Annotated in this window: 11 protein-coding genes; 5 read left to right on the forward strand and 6 right to left on the reverse strand. The window is 61.1% G+C overall.

Features of this window, described 5'->3' with window-relative positions; translation table 11 throughout:
- Window positions 1-26: 26 nt before the first annotated feature.
- On the reverse strand, window positions 27-4,856 hold the full coding sequence (locus tag ACTJK7_RS13540) for a dermonecrotic toxin domain-containing protein (protein ID WP_440779754.1): 4,830 nt from the start codon (window positions 4,854-4,856) through the stop codon (window positions 27-29).
- 207 nt (window positions 4,857-5,063) lie between these two features.
- Between ACTJK7_RS13540 and ACTJK7_RS13545 the strand changes: the two genes are divergently transcribed.
- Window positions 5,064-6,095 (forward strand): Ldh family oxidoreductase, encoded by a 1,032-nt coding sequence (locus ACTJK7_RS13545; protein ID WP_108561778.1) that lies wholly within the window; start codon window positions 5,064-5,066, stop codon window positions 6,093-6,095.
- Between the two features lie 55 nt (window positions 6,096-6,150).
- On the opposite strand, the gene ACTJK7_RS13550 is transcribed toward ACTJK7_RS13545, so the two are convergent.
- Window positions 6,151-6,468 carry a DUF883 family protein gene (locus tag ACTJK7_RS13550; RefSeq protein WP_007957537.1) on the reverse strand — a complete coding sequence of 106 codons (318 nt, stop codon included), beginning with the start codon at window positions 6,466-6,468 and terminating at the stop codon, window positions 6,151-6,153.
- A gap of 153 nt (window positions 6,469-6,621) precedes the next feature.
- Between ACTJK7_RS13550 and ACTJK7_RS13555 the strand changes: the two genes are divergently transcribed.
- Window positions 6,622-6,876, forward strand: a complete 255-nt coding sequence (locus ACTJK7_RS13555) for a hypothetical protein (RefSeq protein ID WP_007957535.1) — start codon at window positions 6,622-6,624, stop codon at window positions 6,874-6,876.
- Here the strand turns inward: ACTJK7_RS13555 and ACTJK7_RS13560 are convergent, their stop codons facing one another.
- Window positions 6,877-7,791, reverse strand: a complete 915-nt coding sequence (locus ACTJK7_RS13560; protein ID WP_440779753.1) for a LysR substrate-binding domain-containing protein — start codon at window positions 7,789-7,791, stop codon at window positions 6,877-6,879.
- Window positions 7,792-7,875: 84 nt separating this feature from the next.
- Here ACTJK7_RS13560 and ACTJK7_RS13565 point away from each other — a divergent pair, with 84 nt between their 5' ends.
- Window positions 7,876-8,799, forward strand: a complete 924-nt coding sequence (locus ACTJK7_RS13565) for a carbon-nitrogen hydrolase family protein (protein WP_323151069.1) — start codon at window positions 7,876-7,878, stop codon at window positions 8,797-8,799.
- Window positions 8,800-8,811: 12 nt separating this feature from the next.
- Here ACTJK7_RS13565 and ACTJK7_RS13570 read toward each other — a convergent pair whose 3' ends face one another.
- From ACTJK7_RS13570 to ACTJK7_RS13580, 3 genes are all read right to left on the reverse strand, one after another.
- A complete protein-coding gene (locus tag ACTJK7_RS13570) occupies window positions 8,812-9,285 on the reverse strand; it encodes an LEA type 2 family protein (RefSeq protein WP_163975095.1) in 474 nt (157 codons plus the stop codon).
- Between the two features lie 70 nt (window positions 9,286-9,355).
- The gene (locus ACTJK7_RS13575; protein ID WP_074690938.1) at window positions 9,356-10,822 is read right to left on the reverse strand and encodes a nucleobase:cation symporter-2 family protein; all 1,467 of its coding nucleotides are present in this window, start codon (window positions 10,820-10,822) and stop codon (window positions 9,356-9,358) included.
- Between the two features lie 142 nt (window positions 10,823-10,964).
- Window positions 10,965-11,864, reverse strand: coding sequence for a LysR family transcriptional regulator (locus tag ACTJK7_RS13580; protein ID WP_440779751.1), 900 nt, complete (start codon window positions 11,862-11,864; stop codon window positions 10,965-10,967).
- 99 nt (window positions 11,865-11,963) lie between these two features.
- On the opposite strand from ACTJK7_RS13580, the gene ACTJK7_RS13585 reads away from it, so the two are divergent.
- Window positions 11,964-13,055 carry a polyamine ABC transporter substrate-binding protein gene (locus ACTJK7_RS13585; RefSeq protein WP_108563680.1) on the forward strand — a complete coding sequence of 364 codons (1,092 nt, stop codon included), beginning with the start codon at window positions 11,964-11,966 and terminating at the stop codon, window positions 13,053-13,055.
- 26 nt (window positions 13,056-13,081) lie between these two features.
- A complete protein-coding gene (gene speB / locus ACTJK7_RS13590) occupies window positions 13,082-14,041 on the forward strand; it encodes an agmatinase (RefSeq protein ID WP_108561792.1) in 960 nt (319 codons plus the stop codon).
- The last annotated feature ends 70 nt before the right edge of the window (window positions 14,042-14,111 follow it).

A 14,111-nucleotide genomic window follows, 5' to 3' on the forward strand; every position in this document is an offset into this window, starting at 1 on the left:
GCACCTGCGCATTTTTTTCGTCTGTTTCAGGGCGATTGCATGGGGTCGAGTTGCCGCCCGATTTCGCAGATCAGCCGGGTGACGGAGTCGGCATTGCGCAGGATCACCTTGATGCGAACGTCGGGATTTTGTCGATCAAGGAAGGCGTTGCGCGCTTCAGGAAGGTTTTTGGCGCCGGTCAGTTGCAGGACTTCATCGTAGATCAGTTGCATGTCCGCAATCTTGTCGATCCCCATCCAGGTTTTGAGGGTGGTGTTCCATTCGGCAAACAGTTGCTCTCGTGGCGTACGCAGTGACAAGGCAGAGCTCTGATCGAACTCCAGATCCTCGTACAACCTCAAGCCATCCGGAGTGAGGGTCGATATCAGGTCGCAGAACGGCTCACGTGCACGCAATGTTGCGATATCCATCGTCTTGCTGAATTGATGGGAAAACTCGTGAATCAAGGTGGATGCCTGGGCATGCCCGTCGACATCGAATGGCACCTGCATAAAAGGTTTGAATGCGTCCAATTGCTGGTCGAAAAAGTGTTCGGTGAAGTGCACCAATCGCTTCTGGTCGCCATCCAGGACAAACGCGATCACATCGGGCAGATACTTGTTGGAACCGACGACGAAGCGCTCTGTTTCCAACAACTCATCAGCGGGGTCAACCAGGGCTTTGCAGATGGGGATGATGGCGGTGCCGATTTTTTTGAGCATTTCGCCGGTAATCTTCGGCGCATCAAAAAAGCCTTCGAGAAAAAGGCTGACCCGGGGGTTGGCTATACCCTTGGTGAGCGGAACCAGGTTATGCAGGCAGTAAAAGGCATAGCGTCGGGCGAGGTCGATTGCATGCACCAACTCCTGGGCTTTTTGCGGGTATTTGAGGCGAATCTCATTCATCCCGTGGGCTTCGATGTTCAACATGTTGCGGCGCAAGCGGGTAATGGTCGTGCGTTCGGCGAGTTTCCTGATGGCCTGGCCGTAGTGAACGGTCTGACCAGGTGAAATGATGACCTGGCGTGATTCGCTGATCTGAATCATCGGGCCGGATTGATCCGGGCTGCGCAGTTGCCAGGCTTCACCCTTCTGAACGACCGGGTAGACCTTGCCTTCAATCACGGCGTAATGGCGGTTGTTCGACACATCCCGGTAGGTGTTCAGCCTGGGGCTGAAGACGAGATCCTCCAGCGCAACCTCCCTCGCCTCGAAAGGACCCAGCTGCGTGCGTCGAGGCGAAGTGGGTTCGATGTCGGCCCTATCCGGCGTGGTCGTTTCTTCCATGTTTTTCGCCATGGTTTCGGCTGCGTCTGTGCTTTGCTGCTCGACGGCATCACTGGCGATGGAGGTTTCGGCCGACATCTGCGGCAAAAGCCCCATCATCACCATTTGCGCCGCCCCCCCGATAAAAGACTGCAGCGCGCGTTTCCAGTGGTGATCCTGCAGTGCTTCGGCCGAGTCCTTGAACTCGTCGTACGCTTTCCAGAGAAAAGGGATGACGGCAAGCTTGCCCGGCAGCAAACCGGGAACCTGTTTGATTTCATCGCTGAGCAGAACTTTTGCTGTCTCCCAGTCAGTCTGCGCTTCGCTCTGTTTCTGGGTCCCCAGCAGTTGGGTGAGCAACTTGAGATTGTCGGTGTACAGGTACTCCAGCAGGTTGCCGGTGATTGCTCGCAAGTCCAGGCTCATTTCACTGGTCTGACCCAGTGTGGATTCCAGCAGGCTGCGAAACAGCGCGCGCTCGGCTTCTGGCAGGCGGCGCAGCAAGAGGTTCTGCAAATGTCCGGGGATGTTCAACGCCGCTATCAGCGATTTTTCGTCATCGAATTCGTGAAAGACCTGTTCGTCATAGGGGGCGTAGAGCACCAGTGGCTCTCTGTTCTCGCCGCCGGCCGTGAACACATGCATTCCGGGAACGATGACCGCTGGCGTGCCTTCGGTCTTGATCAGCGAAAGCGGGCAGGCAATGGCCGGCGCCTCTGCGGCGGCCCGGGCAATACCGTCGGGCATGTCCAGCACCTGGCGTACGTAATCGAAGGCGGTGTCACACAGCCGTTGCTGCAGTTTCAGGGCATGGGCCTGTTGCATCAGTTGCCAGGGCAGCTGACGGAAAAAGCGCTGCTTGCGCTCACGACCTTCGGCCGTGTCGATCGACAGTGAACCGGCCACTTTTGCGCTGAAGCTTGTCGGTATAGCCAGTGAAAGCAGCAATTGCGTCACCGCTCCCTGATCCAGCCCGGCCGGCATCGTCTGCCGGTTTTTCGATGACACCCGAAAGCCCGTTCCCTGGGCGACGTTGATGTGGTTCAGGGCGAATTCCACCAGCGTCTGCGGGGGGCCGGCCAACGCCAGGTGAGGGGTGATTTCCATTTCTCGCGGATCGAGCCGATGCCCCGCAAAGCGCTGGCCGAGCAAGGTCTCGAGCGTCTGTTCGACGTGGCTGACCAAAGTCGGCACGCCCGTCAGGTAATCCTGATCGTTCGAAACGCTCTGGTACCACTGTTCCAGCAATTCAACGTGCCTTTTCTGTTCCATTACCGGCGCCATTCCCAGCCAGGCGGGCAATGTCTGTGCGGTGGCGATGGCTTGCGCATGGCTGGCTGCCAGAGGCAGGTTGGTGTTGATCGTCGTCCCGCGCAGTTGTTCCAGAGCCCTTTCCAGGCGGGTCTGGTCCGTGATCCGTGAGCGCACCTGTTCGCATCGATCCAGGTAATGCTCGATGCTCGACTCCATGCGATCAAGCAGCACGTTGCCGCCAATGAAAAGCAGCGGTCCCAGGGTATATCGCTGATGGGTCTGGAACTGTGATGCAAGGATGTTTTCCAGCAAAGCAAGGCGTTGTGTACCGTCGAGGAGTCGCCGGTTCAACTGCCTGCGGACACTGGCCACGCTGTCGAAAACCTCCAGCCCCTGTGAAGGCGTCCATAGCACTGCAAACCCCGAGTGTTGTTCGTCGAGGCCTCCACGTTCGGTTAACAGGATGCAATGTGCCAGGCGCACCAGATGGCGTTCACCGGGACTTTCGAGTGTGAGCGAATAGGCATCCGGGCGGAAACCGTTGAGCGCCTCGCGCTGCGTGCGGGTGGGGCGGTCGGCGCTGATCACAGTATTGACGATCGCTTCAGCCCAGGCCGGCAGGGTTGCATTCAATCGGCGGAGCCTGGCCTCACCGTTCAGGCCGACAAACCAGGCGTGTGCCAGATCCGGTTTCATGGTTTCCAGCCAGTAACGCTGGATGGCCCGATTCTTCATGGGTTGACTGGCAAGCCGGTTGACCAGGGGACCCTCAACCGAACGGAAGGTCTTCACCGCCGCAAGGGCTTTCTCCGCGAGCACAGCAGAGGGTTGCCGGTCGCCGGCGATCACCGGGTGTGTGCTCCAGCGTCCCCTCGTGTCCAGCTGCAACAACCGTTCATGGATCATCGAGCGGATATCCAGACTTTTGTCGAACAGCGCATGAAGGTTCACGGCACCGTCGCTGTGTCGAAACACCTGCAACGCGTATTCGATGTTCTGTCGTTGCTTGGTGATGATCGATTCGAACAGGATTTTGAAGATTTCCCCGACGATCCGTTCTCCCGATACCTTGGGTTGATCGAAACCGAGAAAGCGATTTTGCTCATCCAGGTTCAACAATCCGAAGAGCTCGTCTTCGTGACCCCTGGCGAGAAATTTGTCCTGCAGCGTCTGCTTGAGATCTTCGTAATCCTCGAGCAATTGCAGGCCCTGGGCGGGCGTATAAAGAAACGCGTGAGGTTCGCTGATCATCAGCGAACCCGCCAGTTCCACGTAATTGGCGGCGTGTTCCCACAGCCGTACGCTCTCCACCACAGGAAAACGGGCGGCGGACGAAACCGGGCGTATGAGTTGATGCACGGTGTTGAACTGCTCGCGATCGAGGATCCCGGCTTCGCGCTTGAGCATCCATTCGCAGCGTGCCTGGTCTTCCAGCACTCGAGCGAAGAAGACACGACGGGTGGTGCCAACGGCGGAGGGGGCGTCCCAGAAACCTTCCAGTTCGCGAAACAGCAGCACCGGCAACCGTCCCGAAGTGTTCTTGACGACGTCTTCCCAGACGGTCTGATCGTCAATTGCCGGTTTTCTGCCCGGATTGGAAAACACCGGTTGCCGGCCCGCCGGCCAGTGCTGATGTCGGTAATACGCCAGTACGGCCTCACTCAGGCTCATGGATTCGGGCCAGTGCCTGTCGGTCAATTCCAAGGGGCGGGCGCTGTCACTGGCAAGCGGACGGAAACTGACACGTGTATGTGTTTGTCGCAAATTCCCGAAATGAGGCTTGAGCACGTTATCGAGTATGGCTTCGAGCATGTCCGTGAGCGTGGCGATGGCTTGCAGTTCGGCGCACAGGGCTTCGGTGTTCAATGCCTGGCCTTGCTCGAGGCTTGCGCGCTGCTCTTCGAATATATCCCCGTCGATAACGCTGAAGCTCACCGAAAGGGGCCCGGCGTCGAGTAGACGCTTGCGTTGGGGCTCGGCCAGAAATGCCAAAAGAGGCTCCTGCTCATCGGCGTCGTTGAGGCGTCGTTCGAGTTGCACCTTCAGGGATTGCTGACTGTGGTGTTTTTTGAGGCCGTCGTACGGGGTGTAGAGCATCACACCCTTGTCATCTGGCGTCTCCCCGAGCATGAAGGCGCCGGGCAGCGGTTGGGGAGTCTGGTTAGCGACATTCAGCAGCAGGCGTTCGGCACGCATGGGTGGCGTCTGCTGGCTGCGCAGGGCAGCCGACGTCAGCCGGGCATGGGCGAGCCAGCGAAAATCCTTTTCGCGCAGGCCGTGTGCCTTGCCCAGTTCGGGCCAGAGTCCCGGTGAATCAATGGCTTCGGGGAATAACAAGGGAGGGGTTGGGGCTGACATCGTCGAGTCTCGCTGAGGGCGTTTGCACGCACGGAAGGTTTGAGGCTCAAGATTGAAAGGCGGCCGGGATCGGCAGGTGGTACATGGATATTGCGCCAGGTTCGATGCGCATCACGGGGTTGACAGGTTGCCGGCTGCATGTGGTTAATCCGGTTGCGGGTTGTTCGTTCGCTGTTGTTCCCTCCAATAATTACTCTGGAGCTTCAGATGTCTGCGCCACACGATCATGCGGTCTCGTCCACGGTGTCCCTGGACGAGCTGACTCAACTGCTGGAAAGGATTTTCACCCGTCACGGCACCTCGGCCGAAGTCGCCAGAACCCTGGCCACCAATTGCGCCAATGCCGAGCGGGACGGTGCGCACAGTCACGGCGTATTCCGGATCCCCGGCTATGTCTCAACGCTCAACAGCGGCTGGGTCAACGGCAAGGCTGTACCGAAAGTCGAGGATGTGGCTTCCGGGTTTGTCAGTGTCGATGCCGACAACGGTTTTGCCCAGCCTGCGCTGGCGGCGGCGCGTCCACTGTTGGTGGAGAAGGCCCGCAGCGCCGGGATCGCGGTGTTGGCGATCCGCAATTCCCATCACTTTGCCGCGCTGTGGCCGGACGTCGAGCCTTTCGCCGACGAAGGTCTGGTGGCGCTGAGCGTGGTCAACAGCATGACCTGCGTGGTGCCCCACGGCGCCGACCGGCCATTGTTCGGCACCAACCCGATCGCCTTCGCCGCGCCACGGGCCGACGGTGCGCCGATCGTGTTCGACCTGGCCACCAGCGCCATTGCCCATGGCGATGTGCAGATTGCTGCACGCAAGGGCGAAAAACTGCCGGCAGGCATGGGCGTCGACAGCCTCGGCCAGCCGACCTGCGACCCTAAGGCGATTCTGGAAGGCGGCGCCTTGCTGCCGTTTGGCGGACACAAGGGGTCAGCGCTGTCGATGATGGTCGAGCTGCTCGCCGCTGCGCTGACTGGCGGCAATTTCTCGTTCGAATTCGACTGGAAAAACCATCCGGGGGCCAAGACACCGTGGACCGGTCAGCTTTTGATCGTGATCGACCCGAGCAAGACCGCCGGACAAAGCTTCGCCGAACGCAGTCAGGAACTGGTGCGGCAGATGCACGGGGTAGGGCTCAAGCGTTTGCCGGGTGATCGGCGGCATTTGCAGCGGGCCAAGTCATTGGCCAAAGGGATTGAGCTGGATCAACAGACCCTGTCGCAGTTGCGTGAACTGGCCGGCGAGTAAGTTTTTGCCGGGCATGAAAAAGGCGAGCCCAAGGGCTCGCCTTTTTTGTTCGCGCTCAGCGGCGACCGAGCAGCAATCCGACCACCAGACCGAAACCGGCGGAAATCGCCACGGTCTGCCACGGATGCCCGCCGATGTAGCTCTCGGTGGCGTCCACCGCCGGTTTGGTGCGGTCTCGCACGCTGGTGACCGAATCGAGCGCCTGCTGCAATTTCTGGGCGATTTGCCCGCGCAGGGTCTCCGCTTCCTCGCCGACCAGCGAGGCACTGCTCTTGAGCAGTTTTTCCGACTCTTCGATCAGCGCCTGAAGTTCGCTGAAGGCCTGGTCCTTGATTTGGTCTTCGGCGGCTTGAACGGCGGTTTTCCGGGCCATTGGGTGACTCCTTGCAGGTGAATGGACAGTGAACAATGGAGTGTGGCGCGCCTTGAAAAGTTGCAGCGATTTTCCATCCGGAGCAAAAACCAGCGTCAGAGGTTTCCGTCCAGCGTGTAAGATGTCGCCATTTCATGCAGCAGGTAATTCCCGATGAGTTTCAATCTGGCCGACAAATCCCTCGCAGAGCGCGCCGCGCTGGAAGATGAAAAATCCCGACTGTTCGAACTCTGGCAGAACAATCTGGGCAAAGCCAAGGGCGAAGCCGCACGATTGTTTGGCGAGCGCTCCAAGCGCAAGGGTAAATGGGCCGAATTCGTGCGCGCCGAACTGGACGGCATGTCGCCGCCGGAATTTGCCAACATGGTGCGCAGTGAAGTCAATCGCCTGATGGCGGCCAACAAGTAATCACTCGGTTCTGAAACTGGCGCCTATCGCTTCGCGCACCGTCAGTACCACCGGATCGATCTGGGTGCTGGTGCGCCAGCCCAGTTCGATCGGGTAGCGCGGCAGCGCCAGCGGGCAGGGCAGCAGCGCCAGCCCGCTCATTGAAGCAATGGCCTGCGCGGCGTGGGTCGGAATGGTCGCCACCGCATCGCTGCCCTTGAGCAGGTGCGGCAACGCGGCGAAATGCGTGGTCGAGGCGCAGACCCGGCGAGTCCGGCCCAGCGCTGCCAGCCCTTCATCGGTGATCCCGATAAAACCGCCCGACGACACCAGCAGGTGCTCGCGAGTGACGAACTCCTCCAGATCGATCTGCTGCTGGCCCGGCGCCAGGCTCGCCGGATCCACCAGACACGCATAACCCCCTTCACCCAACACCTGACGGCTGAGCAGCCGTTCGGCGAATCCGCCGGCGGTGATTGCCAGATCGATGCTGCGCTCCATCAGCGCCCGGGCGACGATCTGGCTGTGGGTCTGGCGAAAGATCAGCCGCAGTTTCGGCGCGTGGCGGGCGATTTCCTCGATCAGCCGCCGGCCGTAAGCGATCTCGAAGTCGTCCGAGAGGCCCACAGTGACCGAGCGTCCGTCGTAGTGATTGGCGGTCGGGTCGACCATGGCCAGGCTTTGCCGACATTTGTTCAGCGCATCGCTGACCACCGGTTTCAACTGGTTGGCCTTGAGCGTCGGGGCCAAACCCCGTCCGGTACGCACGAACAATTGATCGCCATACACCTCGCGCAACCGGCGCAAGGCTGCGCTGACTGCCGATTGGGTCACGCCCAGACGCAACGCCGCGCGGCTGGCACTGGACTCTTCATGCAGGGCTTCGAAGACTTTCAGCAGGTTGAGGTCAACGGTTGCGATATTCATCTGGCTCATATCATTCAGCAGTGGATCGGTCTTTATTCATGATCCCGTGGCGTCGGAGAATCAGCAACACCTGAACTTCACGGAGTGACCGCCATGCCCAAATCAATCGTTGCCGCCCTGCAGATCGGCGCCTTGCCCGGTGGCAAGGCTGAAACCCTGGAACAGATCCTGAGCTGGGAAACCGCGATCATCGAATCCGGTGCCGCGCTGGTGGTAATGCCCGAAGCCTTGCTCGGTGGTTACCCGAAAGGCGAGGGCTTCGGCACGCAGCTGGGTTATCGCTTGCCGGAAGGCCGCGAGGCCTACGCCCGTTACTTCGCCAACGCCATCGATGTGCCGGGTGCGGAAACCGAAACGCTGGCCGGTCTGTCGGCACGTACCGGGGCCAACCTGGTGATCGGCGTGATCGAGCGGGCCGGCAGCACCTTGCATTGCACGGCGCTGTATTTCGATCCGCAGGCAGGCCTGGTGGCCAAGCACCGCAAATTGATGCCGACCGGCACCGAACGGCTGATCTGGGGCAAGGGCGACGGTTCGACGCTGCCGGTGCTCGACACTCAGGTCGGCAAGCTCGGCGCGGTGATCTGCTGGGAAAACATGATGCCGCTGATGCGCACGGCGATGTACGCCAAGGGCATTGAAGTGTGGTGTGCGCCGACTGTGGATGAGCGCGAGATGTGGCAGGTCAGCATGCGTCACATCGCCCATGAAGGGCGCTGCTTCGTGGTCAGCGCCTGTCAGGTCCAGGCCTCGCCGAATGAACTGGGTGTGGAGATCGCCAACTGGCCGGGGGATCGACCGCTGATCGCCGGTGGCAGCGTGATCGTCGGGCCGATGGGCGACGTATTGGCCGGGCCGTTGCGCGGCGAGGCCGGCTTGCTCACCGCCGAGATCGACACCGAAGAACTGGTGCGCGCCCGCTACGACTACGACGTGGTCGGCCACTATGCACGGCCGGATGTGTTCGAGTTGAGCGTCGACGAGCGGGCGAAACCGGGCGTGCGTTTCACCGCTTGACGACGGTGCGGTTTACCAGGTGGCAGCACTGGCCCTCGGCAGACTGAGCTTGCCGGTGTCGACAAAGCGCATCGTGCCAAACAACCCGCCGGCCAGTTTGCCGCGCAGTACATAGGGCAGGTTGTCGAGGGTTTGGGTCTGGCTCAGGCCGAGGGTCTGGCGTAGCACCGAGAACGCGGAAATGCTCACCGGGACGCTGACGATGGTTTCGGAAAACCGTGGAATCGAGCCGGTCTGATCGCTCACACCCGACGCCAGCGAGTGACCGTTGACCTCCAGATCCAGCGCGATGCCGTTGTAGTCGATGGGCGTTTCGTTAGGGTTCTGCACCCGCAGCTTGATCGCGAAGCGCACTTCCAGATCCTGGCTCGGCAGCGGTTCGAGGCCGACCACGTTGATGTTCACCGGGTCGCGGTTGGGGAACAGCGCACAGGCGCTGAGGGAGAGCAGAAGCAGGGACAGGATGACGGCGTGGAGGCGGCGCATTGATGCTCTCTCATTGAAAAAGGGCTGAACCGTCGTCGGTATCAGCCCTTTTTTCATGGAGCGGACAGGATCAACGGTTCAACTGTGCGACAGCGGCCGGCGCGGCGGGTTCAGCTTTGGCCGGCAGGTCGGGGTTTTCCATGACCTGAAGGATAGAGGCTTCCGGGTCGAAGTCATCTTCTTCCAGTTCGATGAATTCTTCCGGCAGGAAGATATTCAGCACGATGGCACACAGCGCGCCGACGGTGATCGGCGATTCGAAGATGTTGCGCAGCGCCTGCGGCAGTTCGCGCAGCACTTCCGGCACGGCGGCGATGCCCAGGCCCATGCCGACGGAAATCGCCACGATCAGCATGTTGCGCCGATGCAGGCCGGCCTCGGCGAGGATCTTGATCCCGGCCACCGCCACGGTGCCGAACATCACCAGCTCTGCGCCGCCGAGCACCGGTTTCGGCATCAGTTGCAGCACCGCGCCGATCATCGGGAACAGCCCCAGCAGCACCAGCAGACCGGCAATGAAAAACGCAACGTAACGGCTGGCCACGCCAGTCAGCTGAATCACCCCGTTGTTCTGGGCGAAAGTCACCATCGGCATGCTGTTGAACACGGCCGCCATCGCGGAGTTGAGGCCATCGGCGAGCAGTCCGGACTTGATCCGGCGAATGTACAGCGGGCCTTTCACCGGTTGCCGGGAAATCATCGAGTTGGCAGTCAGGTCACCGGCCGCTTCCAGCGGCGACACCAGGAAAATCACCGCCACCGGCACGAACGCCACCCAGTCGAAGTTGAAACCGTACTTGAACGGCACCGGCACGCTGACCACCGGCACTTGCGGCAGATTGGCGAAGTCCACGGTGCCCATCAGCCACGCCACCACGTAGCCGAGGGTCAGGCCGATGACGATCGCGCCCAAGCGCAGGAACGGCACGTCAACCCGGTTCAACACCACGATGGTGCCCAGCACCAGCGCTGCCAGGAACACATGGCTGGCCGCGCCCAGATCCGCCGCGCCGAAGCCGCCGGCAATGTCGGTCATCGCCACCTTGATCAGCGACAGGCCCATCAGGGTGATGATGGTACCGGTCACCACCGGGGTGATCAGCATGCGCAATTTGCCGATGAACTGGCTCAGCACCACTTCGATGAAGGCGGCAAAGAAGCACACGCCGAAGATCGTCGACAGAATCTCATCGGTGCCGCCGCCCCGGGCCTTGACCATGAAACCGGCGCTGAGAATCACGCTGATAAAGGAAAAACTGGTGCCTTGCAGGCACAGCAGCCCCGAACCGACCGGGCCGAAGCGCTTGGCCTGAACAAAGGTGCCAAGGCCCGAGACGAACAGCGCCATGCTGATCAGGTACGGGATTTCGCTTTGCAGGCCGAGGGCGCCGCCCATGATCAGGGTCGGGGTGATGATGCCGACGAAGCTGGCCAGCACATGTTGCAGGGCGGCAAACACCGTTGCGGTGAAGTGCGGACGGTCGTTGAGGCCGTAGATCAGATCGTTGTTGCGCGGGGCTTTTTCAGAGACGGTCATGGTGGTTTGCGTGCCGCAATGCGGGGCCGGGTCGGAAAATGGGTGCGCAGGATGCCGTAAGAGGGGAGCGAGGGCAACGCATGATCGTTCCCACGCTCTGCGTGGGAATGCAGCCGGGGACGCTCCGCGTTCCAAAAAATGATCAGGTTCGACCAAAGGCTGACAGCAGATCTTCTTCAAAAGCCTTCTGCGCATCGCCGGGCACCTGCGCCCGATGGCGGGCCAGATGGAACGCCACGTCAAAGCTCAATTCGCCTTCGCGCACCGGTCGCAACAGGCCCTTGTCCTGCCATTGGCGGGCGTAATGGTTGGGCAGATAACCGACGTGTTTGCCGGACAGAATGAAGGCGAGGGTGCCTTCGACCTGTTCCGAGCGTGCCGAACAGAGCTTGCCCTGAAACGGCTCGTCACTGCGCAGAAACCTGTACGGGTGATCGACCCGGTCGCAGGCCTGCAACGCCGCATCATCGGGCTCCTCGTCGGCGAACAGCGGATGGCCGGGCGCGCAGTACAGATGCTGGGTTTCGCTGAACAATTCGCGGTAGTCGAACGCGCTCTGCACCTGGGAGAAATAGCCGATGGCCAGGTCCAGCCGCTGTTGCAACAGCAGGCGCTCCATTTCGCCGGGCATGGCGCTGATCAGCTCGATCCGTACCGATTCGTCCCGTTCGCGAAAACGCCGGATCGCATCGGCCACCCGGTGCAGCACCGATTGGTCCACCGCTTCCGACAGACCCAGCCGCACTTCGCCGATCAAGCGCCCGGCGACGCCGTTGGATTGATGGCGGAAGGTTTCGATCGAATCGAACAGTGCCCGTGCGGCAATCAACAGTTGCTCGCCCTTGGGCGTCAGGCTGAAGCCGCCCTTGCCCCGGTTGCACACCCGGTAGCCGAGGCGGGTTTCCAGCTTGGCCATTTGCTGGCTGATGCTCGACTGGCTCAGCCCCAGTTCACCCTGCGCCGCGCTGAAGCCATTGGCTTCGACCACGCCGAGAAACAGCCGCAGAAGCTGAAGATCGACATCGTGGAGTTGACCGAGCATCACATTACTCCGGGATAAAGTCAGGTTAACAAACTTGATATTTCTCGAATGTATCCGACGGCGCATCCTGCCACTACTTCCTTCGGTCAGGTGTTCGTCATGGCTCCCGTCTTCAAGCTGTGTTTGCCCGCGTTGTTGCTTACCGTCTCCATCGCCGCCCAGGCCGAAGAGAAGACGCTCAATCTTTACAGCTGGGCCGATTACGTGGCACCGGAAACCTTGCAGCGCTTCGAAAAGGAAACCGGCATTCACGTGCGCTACGACACCTTCGATACGTCCGAGGTGTTGGAAACCAAGCTGCTCACCGGCGGCAGCGGTTACGACGTGGTGGTGCCTTCGTCCAGCGTGTTGGCCCGAGGTCTGGCCGCCGGCGCGCTGAAGGAAATCCCTCACGAAGGGCTCAAGGGTTACGCCAATCTCGATCCGGATCTGCTGGAAAAACTGGCGGCGGTCGATCCCGGCAACCGCTACGGCGTGCCGTACACCTGGGGCACCCTCGGCCTGGGCATGAACGTCGAAGCGGTCAAACAGCGGCTGCCGGATGTGCCGCTCAACAGCCTCGATCTGCTGTTCAAGCCTGAATACGCCAGCAAACTCAAGGATTGCGGGATCGCCATTCTCGACTCGCCGCAGGAAGTGATCGGCCTCGCGCTGCACTATCTCGGTAAAGATCCCTACAGCACCGACAAGGCCGATCTGGCCGCCGCCGAAGCCTTGTTGCAGCAGTTGCAGCCCTCGGTGCTGTACGTCGCCACCGGCCGGCAGATCAATGATCTGGCCAATGGCAGCGTGTGCCTGGCGTTGACCTACAACGGTGACGCAAGCATGGCCGCCGATCAGGCGCGCAAGGCCAACAAGCCGTTTGAGGTTGCTTACCGGATTCCCAAGGAAGGCACGCTGGTGTGGCAGGACAACCTCGCCATTCCCAAAGACGCGCCGCATCCCGAGGCCGCGCGCACCTTCATCGAGTTCATGTTGCGCCCCGAATCCGTTGCGGCGCTGACCAATACGCTGTTCTTCGCCACCGCCAACCAGGCCGCCACGCCGCTGGTGGATGAAGCGGTGCGCAAAGACCCGGACATCTACCCGAAACCCGACGTGCGCGAGCGGCTGTACGCCGACCACAGCATGAGCCTCAAGGACATGCGCCAGCGCACGCGCTTGTGGACCACTTTCCGTAGCCGCCAATAGCCCTTCATAACAACAGGAACACACCGATGGACGTGCCCATGCAAAACGATCAGGCCCTGACCCGTGACAGCCTCTACGGCACCGCTGCCGAAAGTACCTATGCCGGGATCACCAGTTTCATGCGCCGGCGCTACAGCCGCGACCTGCGCGGCGTGGACGTGGCGGTCAGCGGTGTGCCGTTCGACACCGCGACCAGCAACCGTCCGGGCGCGCGTTTCGGGCCGCGCGGGATTCGTGCAGCGTCCACCGGGATTGCCTGGGAACGGCACTGGCCATGGGCGTTCGACCCGTTCGATCATCTGGCGGTGATCGACTACGGCGACTGCGACTTCGATTACGGCTCGCCGCACACCATCCCGGAAAGCATCGAGGCCCACGCCGAGCACATTCTCCGCTCCGGCAGCGCGATGCTCACCTTCGGCGGCGACCACTTCATCAGTTATCCGCTGCTCAAGGCGCATGCGCGCAAGCACGGCACGCTGTCGCTGATCCACTTCGATGCCCACAGCGACACCTGGCCGGACGAGGGCGGTAAACGGGTCGATCACGGCACCATGTTCTGGCATGCGGCGCGGGAAGGGCTGGTGGATCCGGCGCGTTCGGTGCAGATCGGCTTGCGCACCACCAATGACGATCATCAGGGCTTTCAGGTGCTGGACGCGCGGCAAGTGCATCGGCGCGGCTGCGAAGCGATCGTCGAGGCCATTCGTGCGCGAGTCGGGGATAACCCGGTGTACCTGACGTTCGACATCGATTGCCTGGATCCGGCCTTCGCACCGGGCACCGGTACGCCAGTCTGCGGCGGGTTGAGCACGGTGCAAGCGCTGGAGATCCTTGGCGGCCTGCGCGGGATCAATCTGGTGGGCATGGATGTGGTGGAAGTGGCCCCGGCTTACGACCACGCGGACGTGACGTCGCTGGCGGCGGCAACCCTGGCCATGGAGATGCTTTGCCTGTACGCGGCCCGGCACAAAGTCGACGCGTGATCCCCTCCGAGTCTGGTGAAAACTCCTGACAATTTCTGACACCAGGCTCTGCTAAGCTCCGGCAAACTTT

This window comes from Pseudomonas sp. 22085 (genome assembly GCF_052045815.1).
GTDB classification, from domain to species: Bacteria; Pseudomonadota; Gammaproteobacteria; order Pseudomonadales; family Pseudomonadaceae; genus Aquipseudomonas; species Aquipseudomonas glycinae.

Excerpts from the sequence above, each read along its gene's own strand:
- ACTJK7_RS13575 (WP_074690938.1), bottom strand. The coding sequence starts at position 10,822 with ATGACCGTCTCTGAAAAAGCCCCGCGCAACAACGATCTGATCTACGGC.
- ACTJK7_RS13555 (WP_007957535.1), top strand. The coding sequence starts at position 6,622 with ATGAGTTTCAATCTGGCCGACAAATCCCTCGCAGAGCGCGCCGCGCTG.
- speB (WP_108561792.1), top strand. The coding sequence starts at position 13,082 with ATGGACGTGCCCATGCAAAACGATCAGGCCCTGACCCGTGACAGCCTC.
- ACTJK7_RS13580 (WP_440779751.1), bottom strand. The coding sequence starts at position 11,864 with ATGCTCGGTCAACTCCACGATGTCGATCTTCAGCTTCTGCGGCTGTTT.
- ACTJK7_RS13560 (WP_440779753.1), bottom strand. The coding sequence starts at position 7,791 with ATGAGCCAGATGAATATCGCAACCGTTGACCTCAACCTGCTGAAAGTC.
- ACTJK7_RS13585 (WP_108563680.1), top strand. The coding sequence starts at position 11,964 with ATGGCTCCCGTCTTCAAGCTGTGTTTGCCCGCGTTGTTGCTTACCGTC.
- ACTJK7_RS13565 (WP_323151069.1), top strand. The coding sequence starts at position 7,876 with ATGCCCAAATCAATCGTTGCCGCCCTGCAGATCGGCGCCTTGCCCGGT.
- ACTJK7_RS13550 (WP_007957537.1), bottom strand. The coding sequence starts at position 6,468 with ATGGCCCGGAAAACCGCCGTTCAAGCCGCCGAAGACCAAATCAAGGAC.
- ACTJK7_RS13540 (WP_440779754.1), bottom strand. The coding sequence starts at position 4,856 with ATGTCAGCCCCAACCCCTCCCTTGTTATTCCCCGAAGCCATTGATTCA.
- ACTJK7_RS13545 (WP_108561778.1), top strand. The coding sequence starts at position 5,064 with ATGTCTGCGCCACACGATCATGCGGTCTCGTCCACGGTGTCCCTGGAC.
- ACTJK7_RS13570 (WP_163975095.1), bottom strand. The coding sequence starts at position 9,285 with ATGCGCCGCCTCCACGCCGTCATCCTGTCCCTGCTTCTGCTCTCCCTC.